This window comes from Acinetobacter sp. 1542444 (assembly GCF_000581835.1).
In the GTDB taxonomy this organism is placed as follows: domain Bacteria; phylum Pseudomonadota; class Gammaproteobacteria; order Pseudomonadales; family Moraxellaceae; genus Acinetobacter; species Acinetobacter pittii.
Map to the genome: position 1 here is coordinate 480,221 of NZ_JEYA01000002.1, position 20,270 is coordinate 500,490.

Genomic DNA, 20,270 nt, shown 5'->3' on the forward strand with positions numbered 1-20,270 from the left:
TTAGATTCTGCGTTGGTATAACTCCTGTCGCACCTGTATGCATCCATTCATCACTGTTTATTGTTATTCTTAGAAACATCCTGTTTCCTGATGAATTCATAGTACGAAAAAAGCGTTTTCTGCCATAGCCGCAAAAGGCCGCAATTTCTGTAAGATAAAGCTTACATCAGCCTTTTTGCGAATAGTCTCTAGCTCCAAATAAAGCTGTTCCCACACGAACCATGGTTGAACCAGCAGCAATTGCTGCATCTAAATCACTCGACATTCCCATACTTAAAGTGTCCCAATCTTCTGGATGACTATGTTGGTCTTTCACAGCATCAAACAAGGCTTTAGCATCTGCAAAAGCAGCAGTATTGTCAGGCGCTGGAATGACCATTAAACCGCGTAACTTGATTTTTGGTAATTGACTGATTTGAGCAACCAACTCGGCAACTTCTTCTGGTGCGCAGCCATCTTTACTGTCTTGCCCATCAATATTCACTTGCAAACAAATATTAAGCGCAGATTGATCATCACCACGCTGGTTAGATAGGCGCTCGGCAATAATTAAACGATCTACACCATGTACCCAATCAAATTTCTCGGCCAAATGCTTCGTCTTGTTGCGTTGAACATGACCAATGAAATGCCATTCAATGTCTAAATCCTGTAAAGCTTCGACTTTATCTAAAGCTTCTTGCAAATAGTTTTCGCCAAATGCTCTTTGCCCTGCTGCATACATTTCACGCAAACTTTCACTTGGATGTGTTTTCGATACGGCTAAAAGTTGTACGGTTTCAGGCGCACGTTGAGCATGTTCACAAGCACTTTGGATTTGCTGTAATACGTGCTGCCGCGCATCTTGCAGGTAATTCATTGACAAGGTTCTCATTTTCAAAAAACTTTTTTGCTTTTCACCTAAAGCGAGGTGTTGGTAAGCCTCGGTGAAAGCCGTATATTATTCTACAAAATAATGACATATTTTGATTTACTTGGGGAAATTATGGATATTACAGAGCTACTCGCCTTCTCTGTGAAAAATGGCGCGTCCGATTTACACCTATCTGCTGGTATGCCACCAATGATTCGCGTGGATGGTGAAGTCCGTCGCATTAACTTACCTGCTCTAGATCATAAAGATGTTCATCGTCTGGTCTACGACATCATGAATGATAAACAGCGTCGTGACTACGAAGAAAAACTCGAAACCGACTTTTCTTTTGAAGTACCCAACGTTGCTCGTTTCCGTGTAAACGCATTTAACCAAAACCGTGGTGCTGGTGCAGTGTTTCGTACCATTCCGTCCAAAGTACTTACCATGGAAGATTTAGGCCTAGGTCAAATCTTTAAAGACATTTGTGACTATCCACGCGGCATTGTACTGGTGACAGGCCCAACAGGTTCGGGTAAATCGACCACACTTGCAGCCATGATGGACTACATCAACGAAAACCGTTATGACCATATTTTAACGGTTGAAGACCCTATCGAATTTGTACATCAGTCAAAGAAATGCCTGATTAACCAACGTGAAGTGCATCGTGATACACACGGCTTTAATGAGGCACTACGTTCAGCACTGCGTGAAGACCCAGATATTATTTTGGTCGGTGAGATGCGTGACCTTGAGACTATTCGTTTAGCACTTACTGCTGCCGAAACAGGACATTTGGTATTTGGCACGCTGCATACCACTTCTGCTGCGAAAACCATCGACCGTGTAATTGACGTATTCCCAGCCGAAGAAAAAGACATGGTTCGTGCCATGCTCTCTGAATCATTGCAGGCTGTAATTTCACAAACCCTGCTTAAAAAGAATGGCGGCGGTCGTGTCGCAGCTCATGAAATCATGATTGGTATTCCTGCCATTCGTAACTTAATTCGTGAAAACAAAGTCGCGCAAATGTATTCAGCTATTCAGACTGGCGCAAATCATGGCATGACCACCCTCGACCAAAGCTTAAAAAATTTGGTATCTCGCGGTGTGATCAGCCCACAAACCGCTCGTACTGCTGCTAAACAGCCTGAATCATTTCTATAAAAATAATTAGAGAATAAATATGGATTTTAATGACCTGCTCAACCTGATGGTTGAAAAAAAATCATCCGACCTCTTTATTACAGATGGCGTTGCACCATCGATGAAGATTAACGGGCAAATTGTTCCCATTTCAAAAAATAGTCTTTCAGGCGAAATTATCGGGCAACTATTACACTCCATCATGAGTGAAAAACAGCGCAAAGAATTTGCGGACACTCGTGAATGTAACTTTGCCATTATGAATCGTGATAAAACTGCCCGCTTTCGTGTGAGTGCTTTTCAACAGCGTGATATGCCCGGCATGGTACTACGTCGAATTGAAACTAAAATTCCTTCAATTGATGACTTGCAGTTACCACCTGTGCTTAAAGATTTATCGATGACTAAACGCGGCATCATTATTTTTGTAGGTGCAACAGGTACAGGTAAATCGACATCATTGGCTTCAATGATTAGCTATCGTAACCATAACTCTAAAGGTCATATCATTACCATTGAAGACCCTATCGAGTTTATTCATGAACATGCTGGCTGCATCATTACCCAACGTGAAGTCGGGATCGATACAGACTCATTCGAAATTGCCTTAAAGAATACGTTGCGACAAGCACCCGATGTGATCTTAATTGGTGAGATTCGCTCTCGTGAAGTTATGGACTATGCGATTGGTTTTGCCGAAACGGGTCACTTGGTATTAGCCACAATGCATGCGAACAATGCCAACCAAGCACTTGACCGTATTATTCACTTCTTTGAAAGTGACCGTCATAGCCAGCTCTACATGGATTTATCGCTTAATTTAAAGGCCATGATTGCACAGCAACTTATTCCGACTCCAGATGGTAATTCTCGCCGTGCAGCGATTGAGATTCTCATTAACTCCCCATTAATTTCAGACTATATTCGTAAAGGTGAAATTCATGAAATTAAAGATTTAATGAAACGCTCACGTGAACTCGGTATGCAAACTTTTGACCAAGCACTGTTTGATCTTTATAAGTCAGGCCAAATTACCTACAAAGATGCATTAAAACATGCCGACTCACCAAACGATTTACGTTTAACAATTAAGCTTGCCGAAGAAGGTCCTGAGCAAATTGCAGGCACAAATCAGCATTTAACCTTCGACAGACAGTAATTTCTTCATAAAAAAAGGAAGGTTAAACGTAACCTTCCTTTTTTATTTGTTTTCTTTGTGTGAAAACGATTATTTCTTGCGCAGTACTTCCTGACATTCAGGTTCGTTACAGTAACCGTAGAGGTTTAATGAGTGACCCGTTAAGGTAAACCCATGTTGCTCAGCTACAGCATGCTGTTCTTTCTCGATAACATCATTAGTAAATTCAATAACTTTGTTGCAATTATGGCAAACCAAATGATCGTGGTGATCTTCTTGCATAATTTCGAAAACAGAATGATTATTTTCGAAATGGTGGCGCTGAATGATACCTGCAGCTTCAAATTGTGTTAACACACGGTAAACTGTCGCAAGGCCGACATCTTCCCCTTGTTCTAACAAAGTCTTGTAAATATCTTCAGCGCTAAGATGATGTTGTTTTGAATTTTCTAATAATTCCAAAATCTTAATTCGAGGAAGGGTAACTTTAAGTCCAGCTTTGCGCAAATCTTGATTGGAAATAGGCATGAAAAAAGGTCTCTCAACAAATCTCAAGTTGGAATAGGCAATAGAATTTAGATGAAGTATGATCTATCCTTTGATCAAATGCATCATAATTTATTGGGATAGTGTAGCAAAATGCAAAAACTCGTGCTGACGTTATTAGTCACTTCACTCCTTGCTGGTTGTTCAATCTTTGGTGTATATAAGGTTGATATTCCTCAAGGGACTCCATTGACCAAAGCTCAAGCCTCTCAAGTACAGGTCGGCATGAATTTCCAGCAAGTGCGTTTTTTGCTTGGTAGTCCAACTGTGACTGATCCCCTCAATCCTCTACGTTGGGACTACATTTACAACTATATCCCGGGAACTTATGCTAAAAAAGCAAAAATCCCAGCAGCACATGGTCAGCATTTAAAAATTTACTTTGATGGCACTGGCACAGTAACTAAAATTGAAGGTTTAGAAACTATTCCAGAATCGCAACCAGGTTTACCTGCTTCTAAAGAAGCGATTTTAACTGCACCACCACTATAATCGTTTTTTCTAATAAAAATAAACCCCTCAAGTGAAATACTTTGAGGGGTTTTGTTTATGGGACTTATTGCTTAAAGCGATTACTTTTAATATATCGCCCCACAGGGTTTTTCTCGGCGCGTTTACGACGTATATCTTTGGGGTTAATCGTTAAAGGTCGATAAATCTCAACTCGATCACCAGCTTGCAAAATCGCATGTACTTCAACTTTTGCGCCAAAGATGCCAAGTTGTAATGGCTCAGGCAAACTGACCTGTGTCTGCAAGCCACTCGCCTCAACTGCTTGTAATGCAGTCATACCAGCTTCAAATGGAATAGCAACTAAAAACTGTTGCTCTGGGGCTGCATAAGCAACCCACACTTGCTGAGCTTTTTCCATCAGATAATTTGTCCAATCACCGCAATCATGGCAATGACAATTGAAAGCGGCAATACAATACGTACCGCAATGCGCCATAAGTTATAAAACAACTCATTGCTAAAATTCATAGATTTACGCAAATGGCTAATTTTCATAATCCAGCCAGCAAAAATGGCATAGATCAAGCAAATGAGTAATCCCCAAAGCATTAAAATCAGCGTAAAGATGTTATGAAGCTCAGGCACAGCCCAAACAGCAATCGTTACAACAATAATCACCCATTGTAAAATAGGCATAAGCTGACGCTGAGCAAGCTGCTCTCTAGCCAATTGCACAAATAACGCTGTTGTCATTACTGCGGTAAAGATCCAAGTAAAAACAGGAAGCTGTGCTTGTAAAGAAAAGAAACCAAAGGCAATTACAGCAATGAGCTGAGCTAACCAGATTGGAAGAACAGTTTTCGTTGCGCCTTCTTGCATCTGCACAGCACCTACACTATTTTGCCAATAAAGCCCTAGGCCCAATCCACTCGCAACGAGCGCAAGTACAGTCGCATTACCCCATTCTTTAAACTCAACATTGGTCCAGTGCCAAGGCTGTAAAGTCGTTCCCATCGTGTTAGCTAAAACAAGAGAAGCAATTACACCAATCGTCATCAGTAAGATTAAAATCTGACGTGGAATAAAGGATAAAATGAGGGCCACAACAGCAAGACCAGCAAAAACAAGTTGCCCTGAAACACTATTATTAAGTTGTGTAGTCAGTAAATTGCCAGCTGTACTTAATACATTACCAGCTAAAAATGGAATAAAAATAACCGCAAGCCAGCCAACCAAACGCCATTTTGGGGAACTATCTGCTTCACGAGTTAAACTTGATAAAGCATTTAAGGCTGTAGTCTTCGACCGTTTTGCTAAAGCAATTTCCAAATAACAAACTGGTAGTGCCAATAACAACATTGTGCCTAACCACAATAACCAGAAATCGAGTTGACGATCAATCTGGATTCCCATTGTGGGTGCCAATGTCGCCATAATGATGAAAGATAAGCAAAACGCCATCAGGGGCGATAACCATCGTGACATAGGTATGTCCTGCATTATGCATTCCTTGAAAAAGACTAGAGATATTTTGCCCGTGTCATGCTTGAAAATCAAAGTTTGCTCAATAAAAAAAGCAAACTACCGAAATGATAGTTTGCCGCGCTAACTGAAATTATGAGTTATTTTTATTTCAGGTTATGAGAAAAACCGAGCAAACCAGTTTTTCCCTTTTTTCTTTTCTTTTTCTCTAATAATTCCCATCATATTTTCTTTTACTGCTCCTACATAATCGGCATCATCATGTTGAATATGGTTAATTAACCATTTAGCCAAAATTTCTTGTAATTCTGCTTCAATCGTGTGCCCCATTTCAAAACGTTCACGATATAACTCTATTTTTTTAATAAATAAATCATGTACACGTTTATGAGGTACACGATATTTATAATCAGCTTCCTCCTGCAAACTTTCTTCGAAAGTAAAATGTGATTGCGTATAATCGATAATATTGTCTAGAACATCTTTAATTCGACGTCTGTCTTCTTCATCTTTTACATCATCAATTTCATTAATATAATCAAGTATTCGTTTATGTTGCTCATCAATAACATCAATACCCGTATTATATTCTGAAGCCCATTTCATTTTCATACATCTCCCCAATGATGATTAATGATCGTTGCATAAACTCCATGATATATTTAAAGAATATAAATAAAAACAAACCTATTTTGTCGGCTTTAGCATATAAAAATTATATTCAACTCAAGTTATTGTTTTTAAAATATTTAATTAAAATTAACCAACTAAAATAATAAAGTATTTTTTAAACAAACTATTTAATTATTAAATGATAAAAATATATAAACATCCTTATTCATATATTTTAAATGTATTTTATATTAATACTGATCTGCACGCGTAATACGTTTAAGTTCAGGATTTTCCTGTTCGCGCTTTAATCTTTCTACAAAAGTAATAGCTTTTTTAATTGGTTTACCATGTTGAAATAAAATCATTTCACCAGGTTGGTATGCTGTCCAATTTTCATTATGTGTTAAAGGTTCAGTGGTTATTACTGCCACACGATCGTCAGGTGTTGTTACCTGGCTAAAATCGACTTCGACATCTAAATCAATTAAATGAGCATAATTAAATGGATATTCACGAACGAGCCAATGTAATTTAGTAATGGCATAACTAAATAATGCTTTGCCATTAGATAGACAATAATTAAATGTGCCATATTCCGCAATTTGCGGAGAAATTTTTTCTAATACTTCAAAGATTTGTTCAAGGCTCGGCTCTTCATAGCCAAAAGCTTCAACGAGTTGATCGAGCAAATAGCAAAATGCTCGTTCACTATCTGTGTTGCCCACAGGTGTAAAACGGCCACTCAGTGGCGGATTAAAATCATGTAAATCACCATTATGGGCAAAAATCCAGTGTCGCCCCCACAACTCTCGAATAAAGGGATGAGAGTTTTCTAAAGTGATTTTACCTTGGGTAGCCTTGCGGATATGAGCGATCACGTTACGTGATTTAATAGGATAATTACGAATGAGATCGGCAATTGGAGACTCAACTGCTGATTGGTTATCAACGAATAAACGGCACGCCTTATCTTCGAAAAATGCGATGCCAAATCCATCACTATGATCTGAGGTAATTCCTGCACGCTGTGAAAAACCACGGAAGGAAAAAGTGATATCCGTTGGTGTTGCACAATTCATTCCTAATAGCTGGCACATATCGCTTTTAAACTACTTCTAATACCCCATCTGCTCTATTGTGCATGAGAGTAAAATGGCTTGCAAATCTCAATATGTGCTGGCTATTACAAAATAGAAAATATGATTAACGCTGCACCATTTTATTCATTACAAATGAGGTCGCGACTTTATTCACCTCAAGAAATACAAAATAATCCAAACAGTTAAACTCTTCATCAAAAAAAGCCTGTTTCGATAGTTTTGACTGCATGCTTAGATACATTTGGAATAGCTTTGGCATACGTTCATCTTGTGGGAAGCTAAACTCAGGATATTCAGGTTCATAGATTTTTTTCGAACGGATATCAATCGTTTTACTTTCTGGTAACTGCTGAATCTGACGATGCGTGTAGTACGCTCTAGCCAAATTATCTTGTAAATGAATGCTGACACAGCCCATTAAATATTTAGCACGCATTGACCATAGCACTTTCGGTGCAAGGTTTAACCACAGCATAGATAACGCTTTACCATTACGAAAGCGAGGATGTACACAGGTACGGCCTATTTCTAACACATTTGGAAGATGCGATAACTGAGGAACAATATCAAACTCATGTGCACTATAACTCTGTGCTATTTCATGACCTTGAAATAGTTTTAAACGCGTATACGCTACAATTTCTCCAGTCCACTTCTCACGCAAGACCGCATGTTCACAACCAAAATCGTAAATATCTTGGTCTAAGTTATCTTCAAACTTGATTCCGAATTGTTGACTAAATTGTTGTGCACGAAACCGTTGTACATCTTGTAATTCTTTTAAATTATCAACCCACTCAAAACGAAATTGCGTCTGATTTATTGCTTTATGACGATTTAAAGGTAAAGTCCAGGTTTGGCGATATTGATTAAATTTTTCCAGCATAATGAACGCTCCTAGTGACACCCCCTACACTAGTCAAAGCTCATGACAAAAAAATGACCAAATCAAGATGGTATAAAAAAAGACCACCTAGGGTGATCTTTTTATTGAGAATAACGGATTTCTTAAGCTGTTTTAGTGCGGTTAGAAATCAGCGTTCCAACACCATGATCAGTGAAGATTTCAAGTAATGTTGCATGTGGCACGCGACCGTCAACAATATGCGCACTCACAACGCCGCCTTTAACAGCATCAAGCGCACAGCCTACCTTAGGAATCATACCGCCATAGATCACACCTGTTTCAATGAGGCGATCAACTTCTTGTGTCGTAAGGCCAGTTAACAGATTTTTATTTTCATCAAGCACACCGCTAATATTAGTGAGCAAAATTAATTTTTCAGCGCCTAAAGCTTCTGCAACCTTACCTGCAACTAAATCAGCGTTAATATTATAAGTATTGCCTTCTTCATCTACACCTAATGGCGCAATCACTGGAATAAAGTCACTTTGGGTGAACATTTCCAATACATCCGTTTTAACGCCAGTGACTTCACCAACCATACCCAAGTCGATATGTTTGATAGAACCATCTTCTTCCTGCTTTTCCATAAGCAATTTGCGGGCACGAAGTAAATTACCGTCTTTACCCGTTAAACCAATCGCACGTCCACCGTGTTTATTAATCAGGTTAACGATTGATTTATTTACACTGCCGCCCAACACCATTTCAACCACTTCCATGGTTGCAGCATCAGTTACGCGCATACCGTCAATGCGGTCAGATTCACGGCCTAACTGCTTTAAGAATGAGTCCACTTGTGGCCCACCACCGTGAACAACAATCGGATTTAATCCTACAGTTTTAAGTAAAACGATGTCTCGGGCAAATGAACTTTCAAGCTCTGGATCAGTCATTGCGTTGCCACCGTATTTCACCACCAGCGTTTTACCAGTAAAGCGTTGAATATACGGCAAAGCTTCAATCAAGATTTTTGCTTTGTCGACACCGATATGCTGATGTTGTGGCATTACGCCTCTCCTTACTTAGGCCTCTGAAAGTTCTTGTGCAATTTGCGGATAGTGTTCTTGTAACATATCTACAAATTTTTGCTGGATTTCCTTTAATCGTAAAGGATTATCCGCATCAAATCGTACTGTAAAATATTCACCAGTATTTGATGCTCGAATAATGCCAAAACCATCATCAAAATCAAGACGTACGCCATCAATTTTACTAATACGTGCCCCTAAGCGATGACTTAAAATCTCAATATCTTGTAATACATACTTTGGATCGGACTGATAAGTACCAATATAAGTATCTTCTGTACAACATCTTTCTGGATATGGGGCAAATAACTCAGAAATTGTTGTAGCACTCGATTGAGTAAAATACTCCATTACTCTTAATGCGGCATATAAACCATCATCGTATCCAAAACCACGGCCATCATTAAATACATAATGACCTGCATATTCTCCACCAAAAATGGCACGGCCATTCGATTGAGATAAATAAGCCCGTAGGAAACTACTTCCCGTGCGGATCATTTTTGCTTTTCCGCCGAGTTTCTCGACGGTTTCTTGAACCATACGTGAGCATTTCACATCAAAAACAATTTCTTGCTCTGGGTGCTGCTCAAGGCACATTTGCGCAAAAAGCGACAATAAGCGGTCTGCTGTCAATATCTGTGCTTTTTCATCGACTAAAACAACACGGTCTCCATCGCCATCAAGAGCGATGCCAATATCCGCCTGCTGCTCGACCACGGCTTTACGTAAATGAGTTAAATGTGCCGCATGTGAAGGGTCTGGTGCGTGATCTGGAAACTCACCATTTGGATTGGTGCGTAAAGCAATGACTTCACAACCCATTTTTTCTAAGATTAGTTTTGAACAATGCCCAGCAGAACCATGCAAACCATCTAAAACAACTTTTAAAGGACGTTTTAACTGAATATCTTTAAAAATGGCTTGTTGGTATTGTTGGCAAAATTCAGCTTTAAATTGAGGTAGTGTTAACTCAAGTACAGAAATTGAATGGTTGGGTACATAAGTTTGAGCTTCTTCACCCACCTGCTGAATCATTTCTGGAGACGGCGGTTCACCCTTTAAAATCCACTTAATACCATTGTCAGATTTTGGATTATGGCTTGCGGTCACCATAATGCCATTGCCTCCAAAATCTCGGGCAATGTAGTACATCATTGGTGATGAACAGCAACCAATGTTGGTCACTTTTAAACCTTGTTCTATTAAAATTTCTTCAATTAAGTGTGCATAGGCTGGGCTTGTGAGACGGGCATCATAGCCAATTACTAATTGAGTTTGTTTTGCTTGTTTGTATTGTTGTGCCAATCCGTAGGCAATTGAACGGACAACGTCCGTGGTTAAGAAAGAAAGTTTGCCTCTAATATCGTAAGCACGAAAAATACTTTTTGGAAATGAGTGTCTTACATTCATAGCGTATCTTCTATTTAAAGATCAATTCGATCTATCGCAAAAACATAGATTATTCAAAATTTTTGAAAGGTTTGTTTGCTAAAAAAGTTAAAAGAATATGAGTAAAGCGTGTTGTAATATAATCCTTTGTAACATTCAAGATGTAAAAAGAAACGCCTGTTCAACAGGCGTTTGATTTTCGTTAATATTTAAAAAACTTATTGTTTACCTGTGTGACCAAAGCCACCAGCGCCACGTAAAGTTTCTTCAAATTCTTCTACTTGCTCAAATTCAGCTTGTACGACAGGCACTAAAACATATTGTGCCAAACGCTCACCTGGTTCTAAACGGAATGTGGTTTGACCACGGTTCCAAACTGAAACCATCAATTCACCTTGATAATCCGAATCAATCAAACCAACTAAGTTGCCAAGCACGATACCGTGTTTATGACCTAAACCTGAACGCGGTAAAATTAAACCAGCAAAATTTACATCATGAATATAAATTGCCATACCTGTTTTAACTAAAACAGTTTGTCCTGGTTCAATATCAATTGCCTCATCTAAACAGGCACGTAAATCTAAACCCGCTGAACCTGCTGTTGCATATGAAGGTAAAGGCCATTCTTTACCTAAACGCGGATCGAGCAATTTCACTTGAACTTTCATGGGATTTCCTAAAAATTAAAAAAATTAACGCTTTAATAAAGCTTTTAAATTTGCCAGATATTGTTGAGCCTGTTCTTTAGGGTCAACATTAGCCGCAATTTTCTTTTTACGGCCTAACCACTCAAGCTCATCTTGCGGAAGCTCATCAAGGAAACGGCTAGGCGTCATTTGTTTCATCTGTCCGCCATTTTTGCGCTGTTCCGCTAAAGTTAACGTTAAACCTTGGCGTGCACGTGTAATTCCCACGTACATGAGACGGCGCTCTTCCTCAATGGTTTCTGCTGCAATCGAGTTTTTATGCGGCAATAGTTCTTCTTCCAGTCCCATAATGTATACATATGGGAATTCCAGACCTTTTGCTGCATGCAAAGTAAGAAGGTTAACTTTATCTGTATCTTCTTCTTCCTGCTGCTGTTCTAACAGATCGAGCAAAACTAGTTTTCGGATGACACTTTCAATATTCTTTTCATCAACATCTTCAGCACGATTAATCAGATTTTGAATACTGGTAAATAAGTTCTCGATATTATCGAGTTTACTTTTCTCTTGTGCAGGTGTTGCTGACTGTTCGCGAACGTAATCCATATAACCCGCTTCATTCATCATTTGACGAACTTTAGGCACAGGCTCATCATCTTCCAAGAGTTCACGAGTAAATGTCGCAATAAAGTCAGCAAACTCATGAAGCTGTGTTTCTGCCTTTTTAGGAAGCACCATGCTTAAACGCTGGTCAGCAGAAGCACCGAGTAAAGACAAATTATTTTCTTGTGAAAATAAACCTAGTTTCTCTAGAGTAACAGGGCCAATTGCACGTTTAGGCGTATTAATAATTCGTAAGAAAGCACTGTCATCTTCTGGATTAATAATAAGACGCAAATAACTCATCACGTCTTTAATTTCTGCACGGGCGAAGAACGATGTACCGCCAGAGAGTTTATACGGAATTTGCATTTGACGAAGCTGGGTTTCTAACACACGTGCCTGAAAGTTTCCGCGATACAACACAGCATAATCTTTCCAGTTCTTACCGTTCATCAGTTTATGAGTCAGTAGGTCTTTGACCACGCGTTCTGCTTCATCGTCATCATTACGACATGTAATGATTCGGATGACTTCCCCATGCCCTTTATCACTCCACAATTTCTTGTCAAAAATATGTGGGTTGTTTTGAATCACACAGTTGGCAGCTTTTAAAATACGGCTGGTCGAACGATAATTTTGTTCAAGTTTAATAATATGTAGATTTGGGAAATCTTGTTTAAGCAATGCCATATTTTCAGGCTTAGCACCACGCCATGCGTAAATCGACTGGTCATCATCACCTACCGCGGTGAACTGCCCCATTACCCCAACTAACAGTTTGACCAAAATATACTGAGCGGTGTTGGTATCTTGATATTCATCGACCAATAAGTAACGGACACGGTTTTGCCATTTGTCACGTACTTCTGCATTTTCTTGCAATAAGCGTGTTGGCATAACAATCAAGTCATCAAAATCGACAGCATTGTAGGCACGTAAATTACGTTCATACAGTTGATAGAGATGTGCAAACTGGACATCTTCTGGTGTTTCACAAGTCGAATGTGCTTGTTCTGGCAAAATCAGATCGTTTTTCCAATCTGAAATTTTCTTCATTGCCTTGGCAATTAATTCTTTACTCTCTGCACCCGATAAATTGTCGCGATGCATGAGATCCATCAAAATACGTTTACAGTCGTCTGCATCCAAAATCGAAAAATTAGCTTTTAAAGGTAAATTTTTAAGTTCTAAGCGTAAAAGGTTTAAGCCAAAAGTATGGAAGGTAGAAACTGATAAACCTTTTGCTTCTTCACGTGACAAAAGCTTAGTCACACGTTCTTTCATTTCACGTGCAGCTTTGTTTGTGAAGGTCATCGCGGTTATACGATGCGCAGGAATACGGCAATGTTGCACCAAATAGGCAATTTTACGCGTAATTACCGATGTTTTACCTGAACCAGCGCCAGCAAGCACCAATAAAGGGCCCTGAGTATATTTCATGGCTTCTTCTTGCTTGTTGTTCAATTGACTGGCAGATGACATCGTGTATTACCTCTTAATTTTTCGAGCATGATTATAGTCATCTCTTTTTTAGAATCCCAATAGTAAATCTACGGATATGTATAAATGATGTCTAATAATGCAATTTATGAGCCGCAGAATGTCGTGATTATTTCTTGTACTGCCCCCATAAAAAAACCACCCGAAGGTGGTTTTTGAAACAATAAACTAGATCTTATTGTTTAGCATAAATGCTGATTTCTACACGGCGGTTTTGTTCACGGCCAGATGCAGTTGAGTTATCTGCGATCGGGTTAGATGAACCATAACCTTGCGCGTCGATACGGCTAGCAGATACGCCTTGGCTAGCTAAATAACTACGTACTGATTGAGCACGTGCTTGTGATAACGGAATGTTGATGGAGTCATTACCAGTGTTATCAGTATAACCTGTTACAAGAATTGCACTCTTGTTATCTTCAGCCAAAGTTTGAGCCACTTTGTTCAAAGTTGCGTAGAAGTTTGGCTTGATGTTTGATTTGTTTGTATCAAAAGTAATGCTACCAGGCATGATCAATTGAACAGAACCATCTGGGTTACGGCCAACGTCTACACCAGTACCCGCCATTTGTTGACGTAATTTTTTCTCTTTCTGGTCAAGGTATACACCACCAGCAGCACCAAGAACTGCACCAATTGCCGCAGCACGGTTGTTTTGACGGCTAGAGTTTGCATTTGATTTAGAAATACCATAACCAGCTGCTGCACCAATTAAAGTACCTAATGCGGTTTTATCGTATTCAACGCCACCAAGATTATTACCAGTTGTTTGACAACCAGAAAGAACTACTGCTGCCCCTACCACTGTTGAAATAACTAATGCACGCATTGCATGCCTCCTCACTTTGTGTGTTTTGTTGTCTGAATGAATAATGAAACAAAAAGGAAGTATAAAACATTGATATTTTGTTAATAATAAACAGTTTAGTTATGTTTTTGTAATATTTTGATGCACTTTAAGATGCTAGCTCATCACAATTTCTTCATTGTTGTCTAAGATAACGTTGTATTTCATATTATGACAGTTATAGTTGAACAACTTTTCTATAGATTTGAGACATTCGGGGTCATTCATATGCCAACTGCACCCAATAAACAATCTGCGCTAAAAAAAATTACACGTGGACTCACTGTAGGTACAGTCATTACAGGAAGTACTTTTTTTCATGGTCCTCCTGTTCTTGCATTAGGTCTGACCAAGCTTTTAAAAAAATCATCAAAAATAGATGAAACTAATATTCAAATTACAAATAGCTGGTTAGGGGTAAATAACTGGTTAATTGACCATGTTCTACCCAATCTAAAATGGGACATTACCATTGATGAAGAGCTTGATCTGAATATGCAAGGTCGTTATTTAATGACCTGTAATCATCAAAGTTGGGTTGACACGACTGTAAATCAATATTTTGGTTTAACCCGTATGCCCCTTACCCGTTTCTTTACTAAATGGGAACTCATCTTTATTCCTTTTGTTGGGCAAGCATTTAAAATTTTAGGCTTCCCAATGATGAAACGTCACACTAAAGAACAGATCGCTAAGAATCCTGAACTTAAAGACCGTGACATGATGGAAGCACGTAAAGCTTGTGAGCAGCTTTTAAGTCAGCCCTTCACCCTATTAAATTATTTGGAAGGTACTCGTTTTACTCAAGAAAAACATGACCAGCAAAAATCCCCTTATAAGCATTTGCTAAAACCCAAAGCAGGTGGCTTGGCGCTTGCATTAAATATCTTGGGTGACAAAATCGATGCCCTAGTTGATATGACCATCGTCTATCCTGATGGCGTACCGGGATATAGCGATTTCTGGCTTGGGGATGTTTCTAAAATTGCGGTTAACTTACGTAAAATTGAAATTCCAGACTGGGTACTTGGCGGCAACTATGAAGATGACGCGGCTTATCGTGAACGTTTCCAGCAATGGGTTCATGACATTTGGACCGAAAAAGATCAACTTATTGAGCAAATGAAGTCTCAATATACCACTGCAAATATTTAAGAAAGCACCCGTTATTATGCAAAACAGTTCTGGGAAAAAAACCAAATACCATCATGTAGACCCAAACAGCCTTTCATTTAAGCTGTTTTTGGTCTACGACATCTTTATGGTGTTTATTATCATTTTTAACTTGTTCTGTCTTGCAACTAATTTCTTTTTAATGAGCAGTATTGGGGCATGGTTCTTCGAACATATTCACTTGCCCCAAGTACTCAGCTTTTATCGTACTTCACTACATCCGTGGGTGATTACATCAGAAGCTTGGTTTATTGGTTTTTTAATTATTGAGCTGCTTGTACGCTGGGCTATTGCGATCATCAACAAGCACCATAAGCGTTGGTTCTTTTTCCCGTTTATTCACTGGTATGAAATTTTAGCTATTATTCCTCAGCTCCGTTTTTTACGTTTATTCCGCGCTGGGATTATTGCTTACCGTTTACATGAGTTGGGTTATCCAGTTGTTCCGGAAAGCTGGCGGAAAACTGGGCTATTTTATTATCGCGTCGTAATGGAAGAATTATCTGACCGCGTTGTAATTACCGTGATTGATGGTATTAGATATGAACTTGAAACAAGTTCTAGCCATAAACAGATTATTCACGACTTGGTTAATCATCATCGTGAGCAATTTACTGTTGCTCTAACTGCATTATTACAAGAATCTTTAGCCACCGCTTTAAAAGAACAAAAGCCTGCCATTACAAAAGGTGTGGGCAAAATTGTAGATCAAGCCATTATTGATACGCCTGAGCTAACTCAATTATTACGATTAATTCCTTTAGTCGGGGGCCGCATTGAACAGCAAATTCAAAGCATTGGTCAAAGATTAGGTGAAAATATTAGTGCAGGTTTAATTGAACCTTTAATTGAGGGATCTCAAGATGCTCCAAATCCTACTTATCAATTAATTTCTCAAAGAGTAAGTGAAATCAATATTAATAATCGTCAGCTTGAGCAATTGGTTGAATCTGTCGTGTTCGAGACACTGGAGTCTGTACGTAAACAAGTCAAGGTCAAACAATGGCAACAAACCCTTGCGGAGTATGATCGAATCAAAGAATAAGCATTTATTTAATTTTTTATGAATCACGCTAGAGAATTGGCACGAATTGTTCTAGCATTTGCCCTATTTACAATAAACTTAACGATATTACAGCTCGTTTAACGCCTTGAAGGAAGACTTATGGCTGATATACGGATTACCGGCAGAATGGTTAACTTTAGCAGGATAACCTTCGATACCAATGATCATGATGTGATCCGCCAGCAATTATCAAATATTTTAAATGAAGGTTCCTATCAAGGAACTTTAGTGATTATTGACAGTACAGTTGAGCAAGAATTAATTGCATTGATTCAACTTCTGGTGAGCTTAGGTTTACAACCAATGGCGGTAATCGACGGTATTTTAGGAGATGAGGCTCGCGCTATTCAATTCCCTGTTTTACCAGCAGATCAACCATTACAGCGCATTAAAGCGACAGCTGAACAAGTGGCTATTGTGGAAAAACCTGCTACAGCTCCTGCCTCGTCTTCAGCAGAAACAAAAAAACCACTAAACAAGATAGCGGTCGCTCATATTACCTCTTATCATGATGAAATTTTGCGTACAGGCCAATCCCTTGTACAAGATAACGGCGATATTATTTTAAAGGCTGGCATGAATAGTGGTTCCGAGGTGATCGCTTCAGGAAATATACATATTTATGGCACAGTTCGTGGTAGAGTCATTGCTGGTGCGGGCGGGCACGCAGCTGCACGCATTTTTTGCCAATCTTTAGAGGCTGAGCTCGTTTCCATTGCCGGAACGTATTGTGTCGCAGATGATATCCCTAAACATGTGGTAAAAAAACCAGTACATATTTATTTAAATGAAAAGCAAGAGCTTGAATTTGAAGCTCTAGAACTTTAATTTATTAAGCAAATCACCAAAAAACAGCCCTTTTAAGGGTGTATGACCATAATAGGAGTGGATTCGGTGGCCAAAATTGTTGTCGTAACATCAGGCAAAGGTGGTGTAGGTAAAACTACAACGAGCGCATCTTTTGCAACAGGTTTAGCCCTTCGTGGTCATAAAACTGTTGTGATTGATTTTGATGTAGGCTTACGTAACCTTGATTTGATTATGGGTTGTGAGCGTCGTGTTGTTTATGATTTTGTTAATGTTATTAATAACGAAGCACGTCTGCAGCAAGCCCTTATTCGCGATAAAGATATCGAAAACCTTTATATTTTACCGGCTTCACAAACACGTGATAAAGATGCATTGAGCGACGAAGGTGTTGCTCGAGTTATTGATGAGCTATCTCAAGAGTTTGATTACATCATTTGTGATTCACCTGCAGGGATCGAGCGTGGCGCGATTTTAGCCATGTATCATGCAGATGAAGCAATCATTGTAACAAACCCTGAAATCTCTTCAGTACGTGACTCTGACCGTATTATTGGTATGTTAGATAGCAAAACCAAGAAAGTTGAACACAACGAAGGGCGTATACGTAAACATTTATGTATTACACGTTTTAACCCGGAACGTGCTGACCGTCAGGAAATGCTGACAATTGATGATATTTCTAAAGATATTTTACGCGTACCGACATTAGGTGTTATTCCAGAATGTCCAAGTGTATTACAAGCATCAAACGAAGGTAAGCCAGTTATTCTGTATTCAGAAACTAAAGCTGGTCAGGGGTATGATGATTTGGTTGCACGCTTCCTTGGCGAAGACCGTCCTTATCGACACATCACAGCTCAACCTAAAGGCTGGTTAGCACGACTATTTGGAGCGTAGATATGGCAGGATTCTGGAGTAAATTATTTAGCAGCGAAGAAAAACCATCAAGTGCTCAAACTGCCAAAGATCGTTTGAAAGTTATTGTTGCTTCTGAACAAGGTTTAGGCCGCCGTTTAAGCCAAGACAAAATTGATCAGATGAAAAAAGAAATCATGCAAGTGGTTAGTCGTTATGTTAGCGGTGTAGGTGAACAGCATATCCAAATGCAAGTTCGCTCTGAAGCTAATATCGAAATGTTAGAAATGAATATCAATTTACCTGAAGAACGATAATTCTATTTCTGACTATTCAATAAATCAGAATCAAGGCAAAATAACGCAAGTTATTTTGCCTTTTTTAAAATGAGGAGATTGTCATGGCATTATCACAGCCAGCAACTTTCAATGAAGAATGGTCCGATGAGCGTGTTTTTGCCTACCTCAACCAACTTCCTCCAAGTGGTGTGAATGCAGATTTTCATGTGCTCTACCATGCATTCAAACATATGCGCCCAACAGACTATGAGCGTCTTTTAACGCAATTTATTGCGGACGGGCGTGATATTAATGCCAAAGACCCTGAAGGCCAACGCATCCATGATGTAATTGCTAAGTTTCCGCGTCAATCAGCACCATTTTTAGAAGTTCTAGCAAAGTTTGCCTAGCTTTTCTATTTGAATAACACTGCATAATCTATCCTAGTAAAACTTAAGAGATAGATTATGTGGTTTATTCAATTACCTAAATTATTTACATTTATTACAAATAATCTTAAAGTCATCAATACCATTTAATTCTAAATATAAATTTATGAACCCAGAACATATTAATTTAAAACAAACACAATCCATCCAGTCAAATCATATAGAAAATTTAAAAATTATTAGTGTTAATAAGTTTATCTTTCTATCCTTAATTTCGTTTGGCTTATACCCAATTTGGTGGATGTTTAAAGCATGGCGATTTTTTCTAATCAAAGATAAGTTAAATATTATGCCTGCTGCTCGTGCAATTTTTTCTATATTCTTTTTATATTCACTATTTAATCACATAAAAAAATACGCAAAAGAACAAGGGTATACTAATGATTTCTCTTCAGGTTGGATGTATCTAGGATATCTCATTACATCTTTACTGGTTGGCTTACCTGATCCTTACTGGCTTATCTCGCTCTGCAGCATTATATTTTTAATCCCAGCCTTTAAAGCGTTGAACTATGCACAAAAACAACTAAATACGACAATTGAGCAAGAAAAATTCAATACACCTCAAATCATTTTAATTATTATAGGATCTATCATGTGGCTGCTGATTCTTTTCAGTTTTGTTATATTATTCCTATATCAATGATCTAAAATTTAGCAATTAAAAAAGCCTCTAAAAGAGGCTTTTTTCTTATCTAGACTTATCGATTACCAATCAGGAAAATACCAAATACGGTAAAAATACCACCCGAAATGCCATCAATCCATTTTGAAAAATTACGATAAGCTGCTCTAAAACTTGGTAGTGAAAAAATAAAAGTCACAAAGCAGAACCATAAAATTGTCTCGACCGTGACAATAATAAAGAGTAGCCAGTGAACTTGATCAAGTTGAGGATTAGCTAAAAATAAAGAGAAAACACTACCAAAATAAATAACAGCTTTTGGATTTGATAAATTGGTTATCAAACCTTTAATAAAAAATAAGTAAGATGCTTTTGGGAGCTCAACAGCAACATTGCCCTCTTGCTCATTTTTTGAAAAAGCTGAACGTAGCATCTGATAGCCCAACCAACATAGATATAAGCCACCAGCAATGAGCAACCCTTGCTTTAACCAAGCCATTTTTTCAAAGATAAGATTTAGCCCCATCAGTGCCAAGCACGCCCAAAACATAACACCCGCCGTTATACCAGCAACGACCAGCATAGCGTCTTTACGAGACCGGCTAATGGCAGTTTGAGATACAAGGAAAAAATCAGGCCCGGGAGTAATAAGTGCGCAAAAGTGAATAAAGGCTAAAGTAATCAGAGCTAATAGCATGTCTTTCTCCTGATTTAATTCATTGTTATTTATTTAGGGAAAATACATTAGCAT

General features: G+C 38.7%; 23 protein-coding genes. 10 read left to right on the forward strand and 13 right to left on the reverse strand.

Going from position 1 to position 20,270, the window contains the following annotated elements:
* Positions 1–166 precede the first annotated feature (166 nt).
* Positions 167–859 carry a YggS family pyridoxal phosphate-dependent enzyme gene (locus J580_RS11160; protein ID WP_032004222.1) on the reverse strand — a complete coding sequence of 231 codons (693 nt, stop codon included), beginning with the start codon at positions 857–859 and terminating at the stop codon, positions 167–169.
* A 126-nt stretch (positions 860–985) separates the two neighbouring features.
* Here J580_RS11160 and J580_RS11165 point away from each other — a divergent pair, with 126 nt between their 5' ends.
* On the forward strand, positions 986–2,023 hold the full coding sequence (locus J580_RS11165) for a type IV pilus twitching motility protein PilT (protein ID WP_002121749.1): 1,038 nt from the start codon (positions 986–988) through the stop codon (positions 2,021–2,023).
* A gap of 19 nt (positions 2,024–2,042) precedes the next feature.
* Entirely contained in the window at positions 2,043–3,161 is a 1,119-nt protein-coding gene (locus tag J580_RS11170; protein WP_032004223.1) for a PilT/PilU family type 4a pilus ATPase, read from the forward strand.
* A 69-nt stretch (positions 3,162–3,230) separates the two neighbouring features.
* Here J580_RS11170 and fur read toward each other — a convergent pair whose 3' ends face one another.
* Positions 3,231–3,668: a ferric iron uptake transcriptional regulator gene (gene fur, locus J580_RS11175; RefSeq protein ID WP_002121758.1), complete on the reverse strand. Its 438-nt coding sequence runs from the start codon at positions 3,666–3,668 to the stop codon at positions 3,231–3,233.
* 111 nt (positions 3,669–3,779) lie between these two features.
* Between fur and J580_RS11180 the strand changes: the two genes are divergently transcribed.
* Positions 3,780–4,178 (forward strand): outer membrane protein assembly factor BamE, encoded by a 399-nt coding sequence (locus J580_RS11180; RefSeq protein WP_002121740.1) that lies wholly within the window; start codon positions 3,780–3,782, stop codon positions 4,176–4,178.
* 64 nt (positions 4,179–4,242) lie between these two features.
* Here J580_RS11180 and J580_RS11185 read toward each other — a convergent pair whose 3' ends face one another.
* From J580_RS11185 to J580_RS11230, 10 genes are all read right to left on the reverse strand, one after another.
* Positions 4,243–4,557 carry an RnfH family protein gene (locus J580_RS11185; RefSeq protein WP_032004225.1) on the reverse strand — a complete coding sequence of 105 codons (315 nt, stop codon included), beginning with the start codon at positions 4,555–4,557 and terminating at the stop codon, positions 4,243–4,245.
* Positions 4,557–5,624, reverse strand: coding sequence for a membrane protein (locus J580_RS11190; RefSeq protein ID WP_032004226.1), 1,068 nt, complete (start codon positions 5,622–5,624; stop codon positions 4,557–4,559). Before J580_RS11190 ends, J580_RS11185 begins: the two co-directional genes overlap by 1 nt.
* A gap of 153 nt (positions 5,625–5,777) precedes the next feature.
* The gene (locus J580_RS11195) at positions 5,778–6,233 is read right to left on the reverse strand and encodes a bacteriohemerythrin (RefSeq protein WP_002121698.1); all 456 of its coding nucleotides are present in this window, start codon (positions 6,231–6,233) and stop codon (positions 5,778–5,780) included.
* A 251-nt stretch (positions 6,234–6,484) separates the two neighbouring features.
* A complete protein-coding gene (locus tag J580_RS11200; protein WP_032004227.1) occupies positions 6,485–7,333 on the reverse strand; it encodes a class II glutamine amidotransferase in 849 nt (282 codons plus the stop codon).
* 106 nt (positions 7,334–7,439) lie between these two features.
* The gene (locus J580_RS11205; protein WP_002121744.1) at positions 7,440–8,222 is read right to left on the reverse strand and encodes a GNAT family N-acetyltransferase; all 783 of its coding nucleotides are present in this window, start codon (positions 8,220–8,222) and stop codon (positions 7,440–7,442) included.
* A gap of 122 nt (positions 8,223–8,344) precedes the next feature.
* Positions 8,345–9,250, reverse strand: a complete 906-nt coding sequence (gene argB, locus J580_RS11210; RefSeq protein ID WP_002121716.1) for an acetylglutamate kinase — start codon at positions 9,248–9,250, stop codon at positions 8,345–8,347.
* A gap of 15 nt (positions 9,251–9,265) precedes the next feature.
* Positions 9,266–10,684, reverse strand: coding sequence for a phosphomannomutase/phosphoglucomutase (locus tag J580_RS11215; protein ID WP_032004228.1), 1,419 nt, complete (start codon positions 10,682–10,684; stop codon positions 9,266–9,268).
* A gap of 197 nt (positions 10,685–10,881) precedes the next feature.
* Positions 10,882–11,334, reverse strand: a complete 453-nt coding sequence (gene dut, locus J580_RS11220) for a dUTP diphosphatase (RefSeq protein ID WP_002121799.1) — start codon at positions 11,332–11,334, stop codon at positions 10,882–10,884.
* 24 nt (positions 11,335–11,358) lie between these two features.
* A complete protein-coding gene (locus tag J580_RS11225; RefSeq protein WP_005070868.1) occupies positions 11,359–13,398 on the reverse strand; it encodes a UvrD-helicase domain-containing protein in 2,040 nt (679 codons plus the stop codon).
* 193 nt (positions 13,399–13,591) lie between these two features.
* The gene (locus tag J580_RS11230; RefSeq protein ID WP_009390536.1) at positions 13,592–14,245 is read right to left on the reverse strand and encodes an OmpA family protein; all 654 of its coding nucleotides are present in this window, start codon (positions 14,243–14,245) and stop codon (positions 13,592–13,594) included.
* Positions 14,246–14,491: 246 nt separating this feature from the next.
* On the opposite strand from J580_RS11230, the gene J580_RS11235 reads away from it, so the two are divergent.
* The 7 genes from J580_RS11235 to J580_RS11265 all read left to right on the forward strand — a co-directional run bounded on the left by J580_RS11235 (position 14,492) and on the right by J580_RS11265 (position 19,540).
* Positions 14,492–15,418: an acyltransferase gene (locus J580_RS11235; RefSeq protein WP_032004229.1), complete on the forward strand. Its 927-nt coding sequence runs from the start codon at positions 14,492–14,494 to the stop codon at positions 15,416–15,418.
* Positions 15,419–15,434: 16 nt separating this feature from the next.
* A complete protein-coding gene (locus J580_RS11240) occupies positions 15,435–16,481 on the forward strand; it encodes a hypothetical protein (protein WP_005803142.1) in 1,047 nt (348 codons plus the stop codon).
* 120 nt (positions 16,482–16,601) lie between these two features.
* Positions 16,602–17,330, forward strand: a complete 729-nt coding sequence (minC, locus tag J580_RS11245) for a septum site-determining protein MinC (RefSeq protein ID WP_005075304.1) — start codon at positions 16,602–16,604, stop codon at positions 17,328–17,330.
* Positions 17,331–17,396: 66 nt separating this feature from the next.
* Positions 17,397–18,209 (forward strand): septum site-determining protein MinD, encoded by an 813-nt coding sequence (gene minD / locus J580_RS11250; protein WP_002121719.1) that lies wholly within the window; start codon positions 17,397–17,399, stop codon positions 18,207–18,209.
* Between the two features lie 2 nt (positions 18,210–18,211).
* Positions 18,212–18,484, forward strand: coding sequence for a cell division topological specificity factor MinE (gene minE, locus J580_RS11255; protein WP_000896934.1), 273 nt, complete (start codon positions 18,212–18,214; stop codon positions 18,482–18,484).
* 83 nt (positions 18,485–18,567) lie between these two features.
* Positions 18,568–18,855 carry a PA4642 family protein gene (locus J580_RS11260; RefSeq protein WP_002121755.1) on the forward strand — a complete coding sequence of 96 codons (288 nt, stop codon included), beginning with the start codon at positions 18,568–18,570 and terminating at the stop codon, positions 18,853–18,855.
* Positions 18,856–19,000: 145 nt separating this feature from the next.
* Positions 19,001–19,540: a tyrosyl-tRNA synthetase gene (locus J580_RS11265; protein ID WP_032004231.1), complete on the forward strand. Its 540-nt coding sequence runs from the start codon at positions 19,001–19,003 to the stop codon at positions 19,538–19,540.
* A gap of 55 nt (positions 19,541–19,595) precedes the next feature.
* Here the strand turns inward: J580_RS11265 and rhtC are convergent, their stop codons facing one another.
* Complete coding sequence (rhtC, locus tag J580_RS11270; protein ID WP_032004232.1) at positions 19,596–20,216, reverse strand: threonine export protein RhtC; 621 nt, start codon at positions 20,214–20,216, stop codon at positions 19,596–19,598.
* Between the last annotated feature and the right edge of the window lie 54 nt (positions 20,217–20,270).

Bases quoted from the DNA above. Each gene is read 5' to 3' on its own strand.
- J580_RS11160 (WP_032004222.1), bottom strand. From the start codon at position 859: ATGAATTACCTGCAAGATGCGCGGCAGCACGTATTACAGCAAATCCAA.
- J580_RS11165 (WP_002121749.1), top strand. From the start codon at position 986: ATGGATATTACAGAGCTACTCGCCTTCTCTGTGAAAAATGGCGCGTCC.
- J580_RS11170 (WP_032004223.1), top strand. From the start codon at position 2,043: ATGGATTTTAATGACCTGCTCAACCTGATGGTTGAAAAAAAATCATCC.
- fur (WP_002121758.1), bottom strand. From the start codon at position 3,668: ATGCCTATTTCCAATCAAGATTTGCGCAAAGCTGGACTTAAAGTTACC.
- J580_RS11180 (WP_002121740.1), top strand. From the start codon at position 3,780: ATGCAAAAACTCGTGCTGACGTTATTAGTCACTTCACTCCTTGCTGGT.
- J580_RS11185 (WP_032004225.1), bottom strand. From the start codon at position 4,557: ATGGAAAAAGCTCAGCAAGTGTGGGTTGCTTATGCAGCCCCAGAGCAA.
- J580_RS11190 (WP_032004226.1), bottom strand. From the start codon at position 5,624: ATGTCACGATGGTTATCGCCCCTGATGGCGTTTTGCTTATCTTTCATC.
- J580_RS11195 (WP_002121698.1), bottom strand. From the start codon at position 6,233: ATGAAAATGAAATGGGCTTCAGAATATAATACGGGTATTGATGTTATT.
- J580_RS11200 (WP_032004227.1), bottom strand. From the start codon at position 7,333: ATGTGCCAGCTATTAGGAATGAATTGTGCAACACCAACGGATATCACT.
- J580_RS11205 (WP_002121744.1), bottom strand. From the start codon at position 8,222: ATGCTGGAAAAATTTAATCAATATCGCCAAACCTGGACTTTACCTTTA.
- argB (WP_002121716.1), bottom strand. From the start codon at position 9,250: ATGCCACAACATCAGCATATCGGTGTCGACAAAGCAAAAATCTTGATT.
- J580_RS11215 (WP_032004228.1), bottom strand. From the start codon at position 10,684: ATGAATGTAAGACACTCATTTCCAAAAAGTATTTTTCGTGCTTACGAT.
- dut (WP_002121799.1), bottom strand. From the start codon at position 11,334: ATGAAAGTTCAAGTGAAATTGCTCGATCCGCGTTTAGGTAAAGAATGG.
- J580_RS11225 (WP_005070868.1), bottom strand. From the start codon at position 13,398: ATGTCATCTGCCAGTCAATTGAACAACAAGCAAGAAGAAGCCATGAAA.
- J580_RS11230 (WP_009390536.1), bottom strand. From the start codon at position 14,245: ATGCGTGCATTAGTTATTTCAACAGTGGTAGGGGCAGCAGTAGTTCTT.
- J580_RS11235 (WP_032004229.1), top strand. From the start codon at position 14,492: ATGCCAACTGCACCCAATAAACAATCTGCGCTAAAAAAAATTACACGT.
- J580_RS11240 (WP_005803142.1), top strand. From the start codon at position 15,435: ATGCAAAACAGTTCTGGGAAAAAAACCAAATACCATCATGTAGACCCA.
- minC (WP_005075304.1), top strand. From the start codon at position 16,602: ATGGCTGATATACGGATTACCGGCAGAATGGTTAACTTTAGCAGGATA.
- minE (WP_000896934.1), top strand. From the start codon at position 18,212: ATGGCAGGATTCTGGAGTAAATTATTTAGCAGCGAAGAAAAACCATCA.
- J580_RS11260 (WP_002121755.1), top strand. From the start codon at position 18,568: ATGGCATTATCACAGCCAGCAACTTTCAATGAAGAATGGTCCGATGAG.
- J580_RS11265 (WP_032004231.1), top strand. From the start codon at position 19,001: ATGAACCCAGAACATATTAATTTAAAACAAACACAATCCATCCAGTCA.
- rhtC (WP_032004232.1), bottom strand. From the start codon at position 20,216: ATGCTATTAGCTCTGATTACTTTAGCCTTTATTCACTTTTGCGCACTT.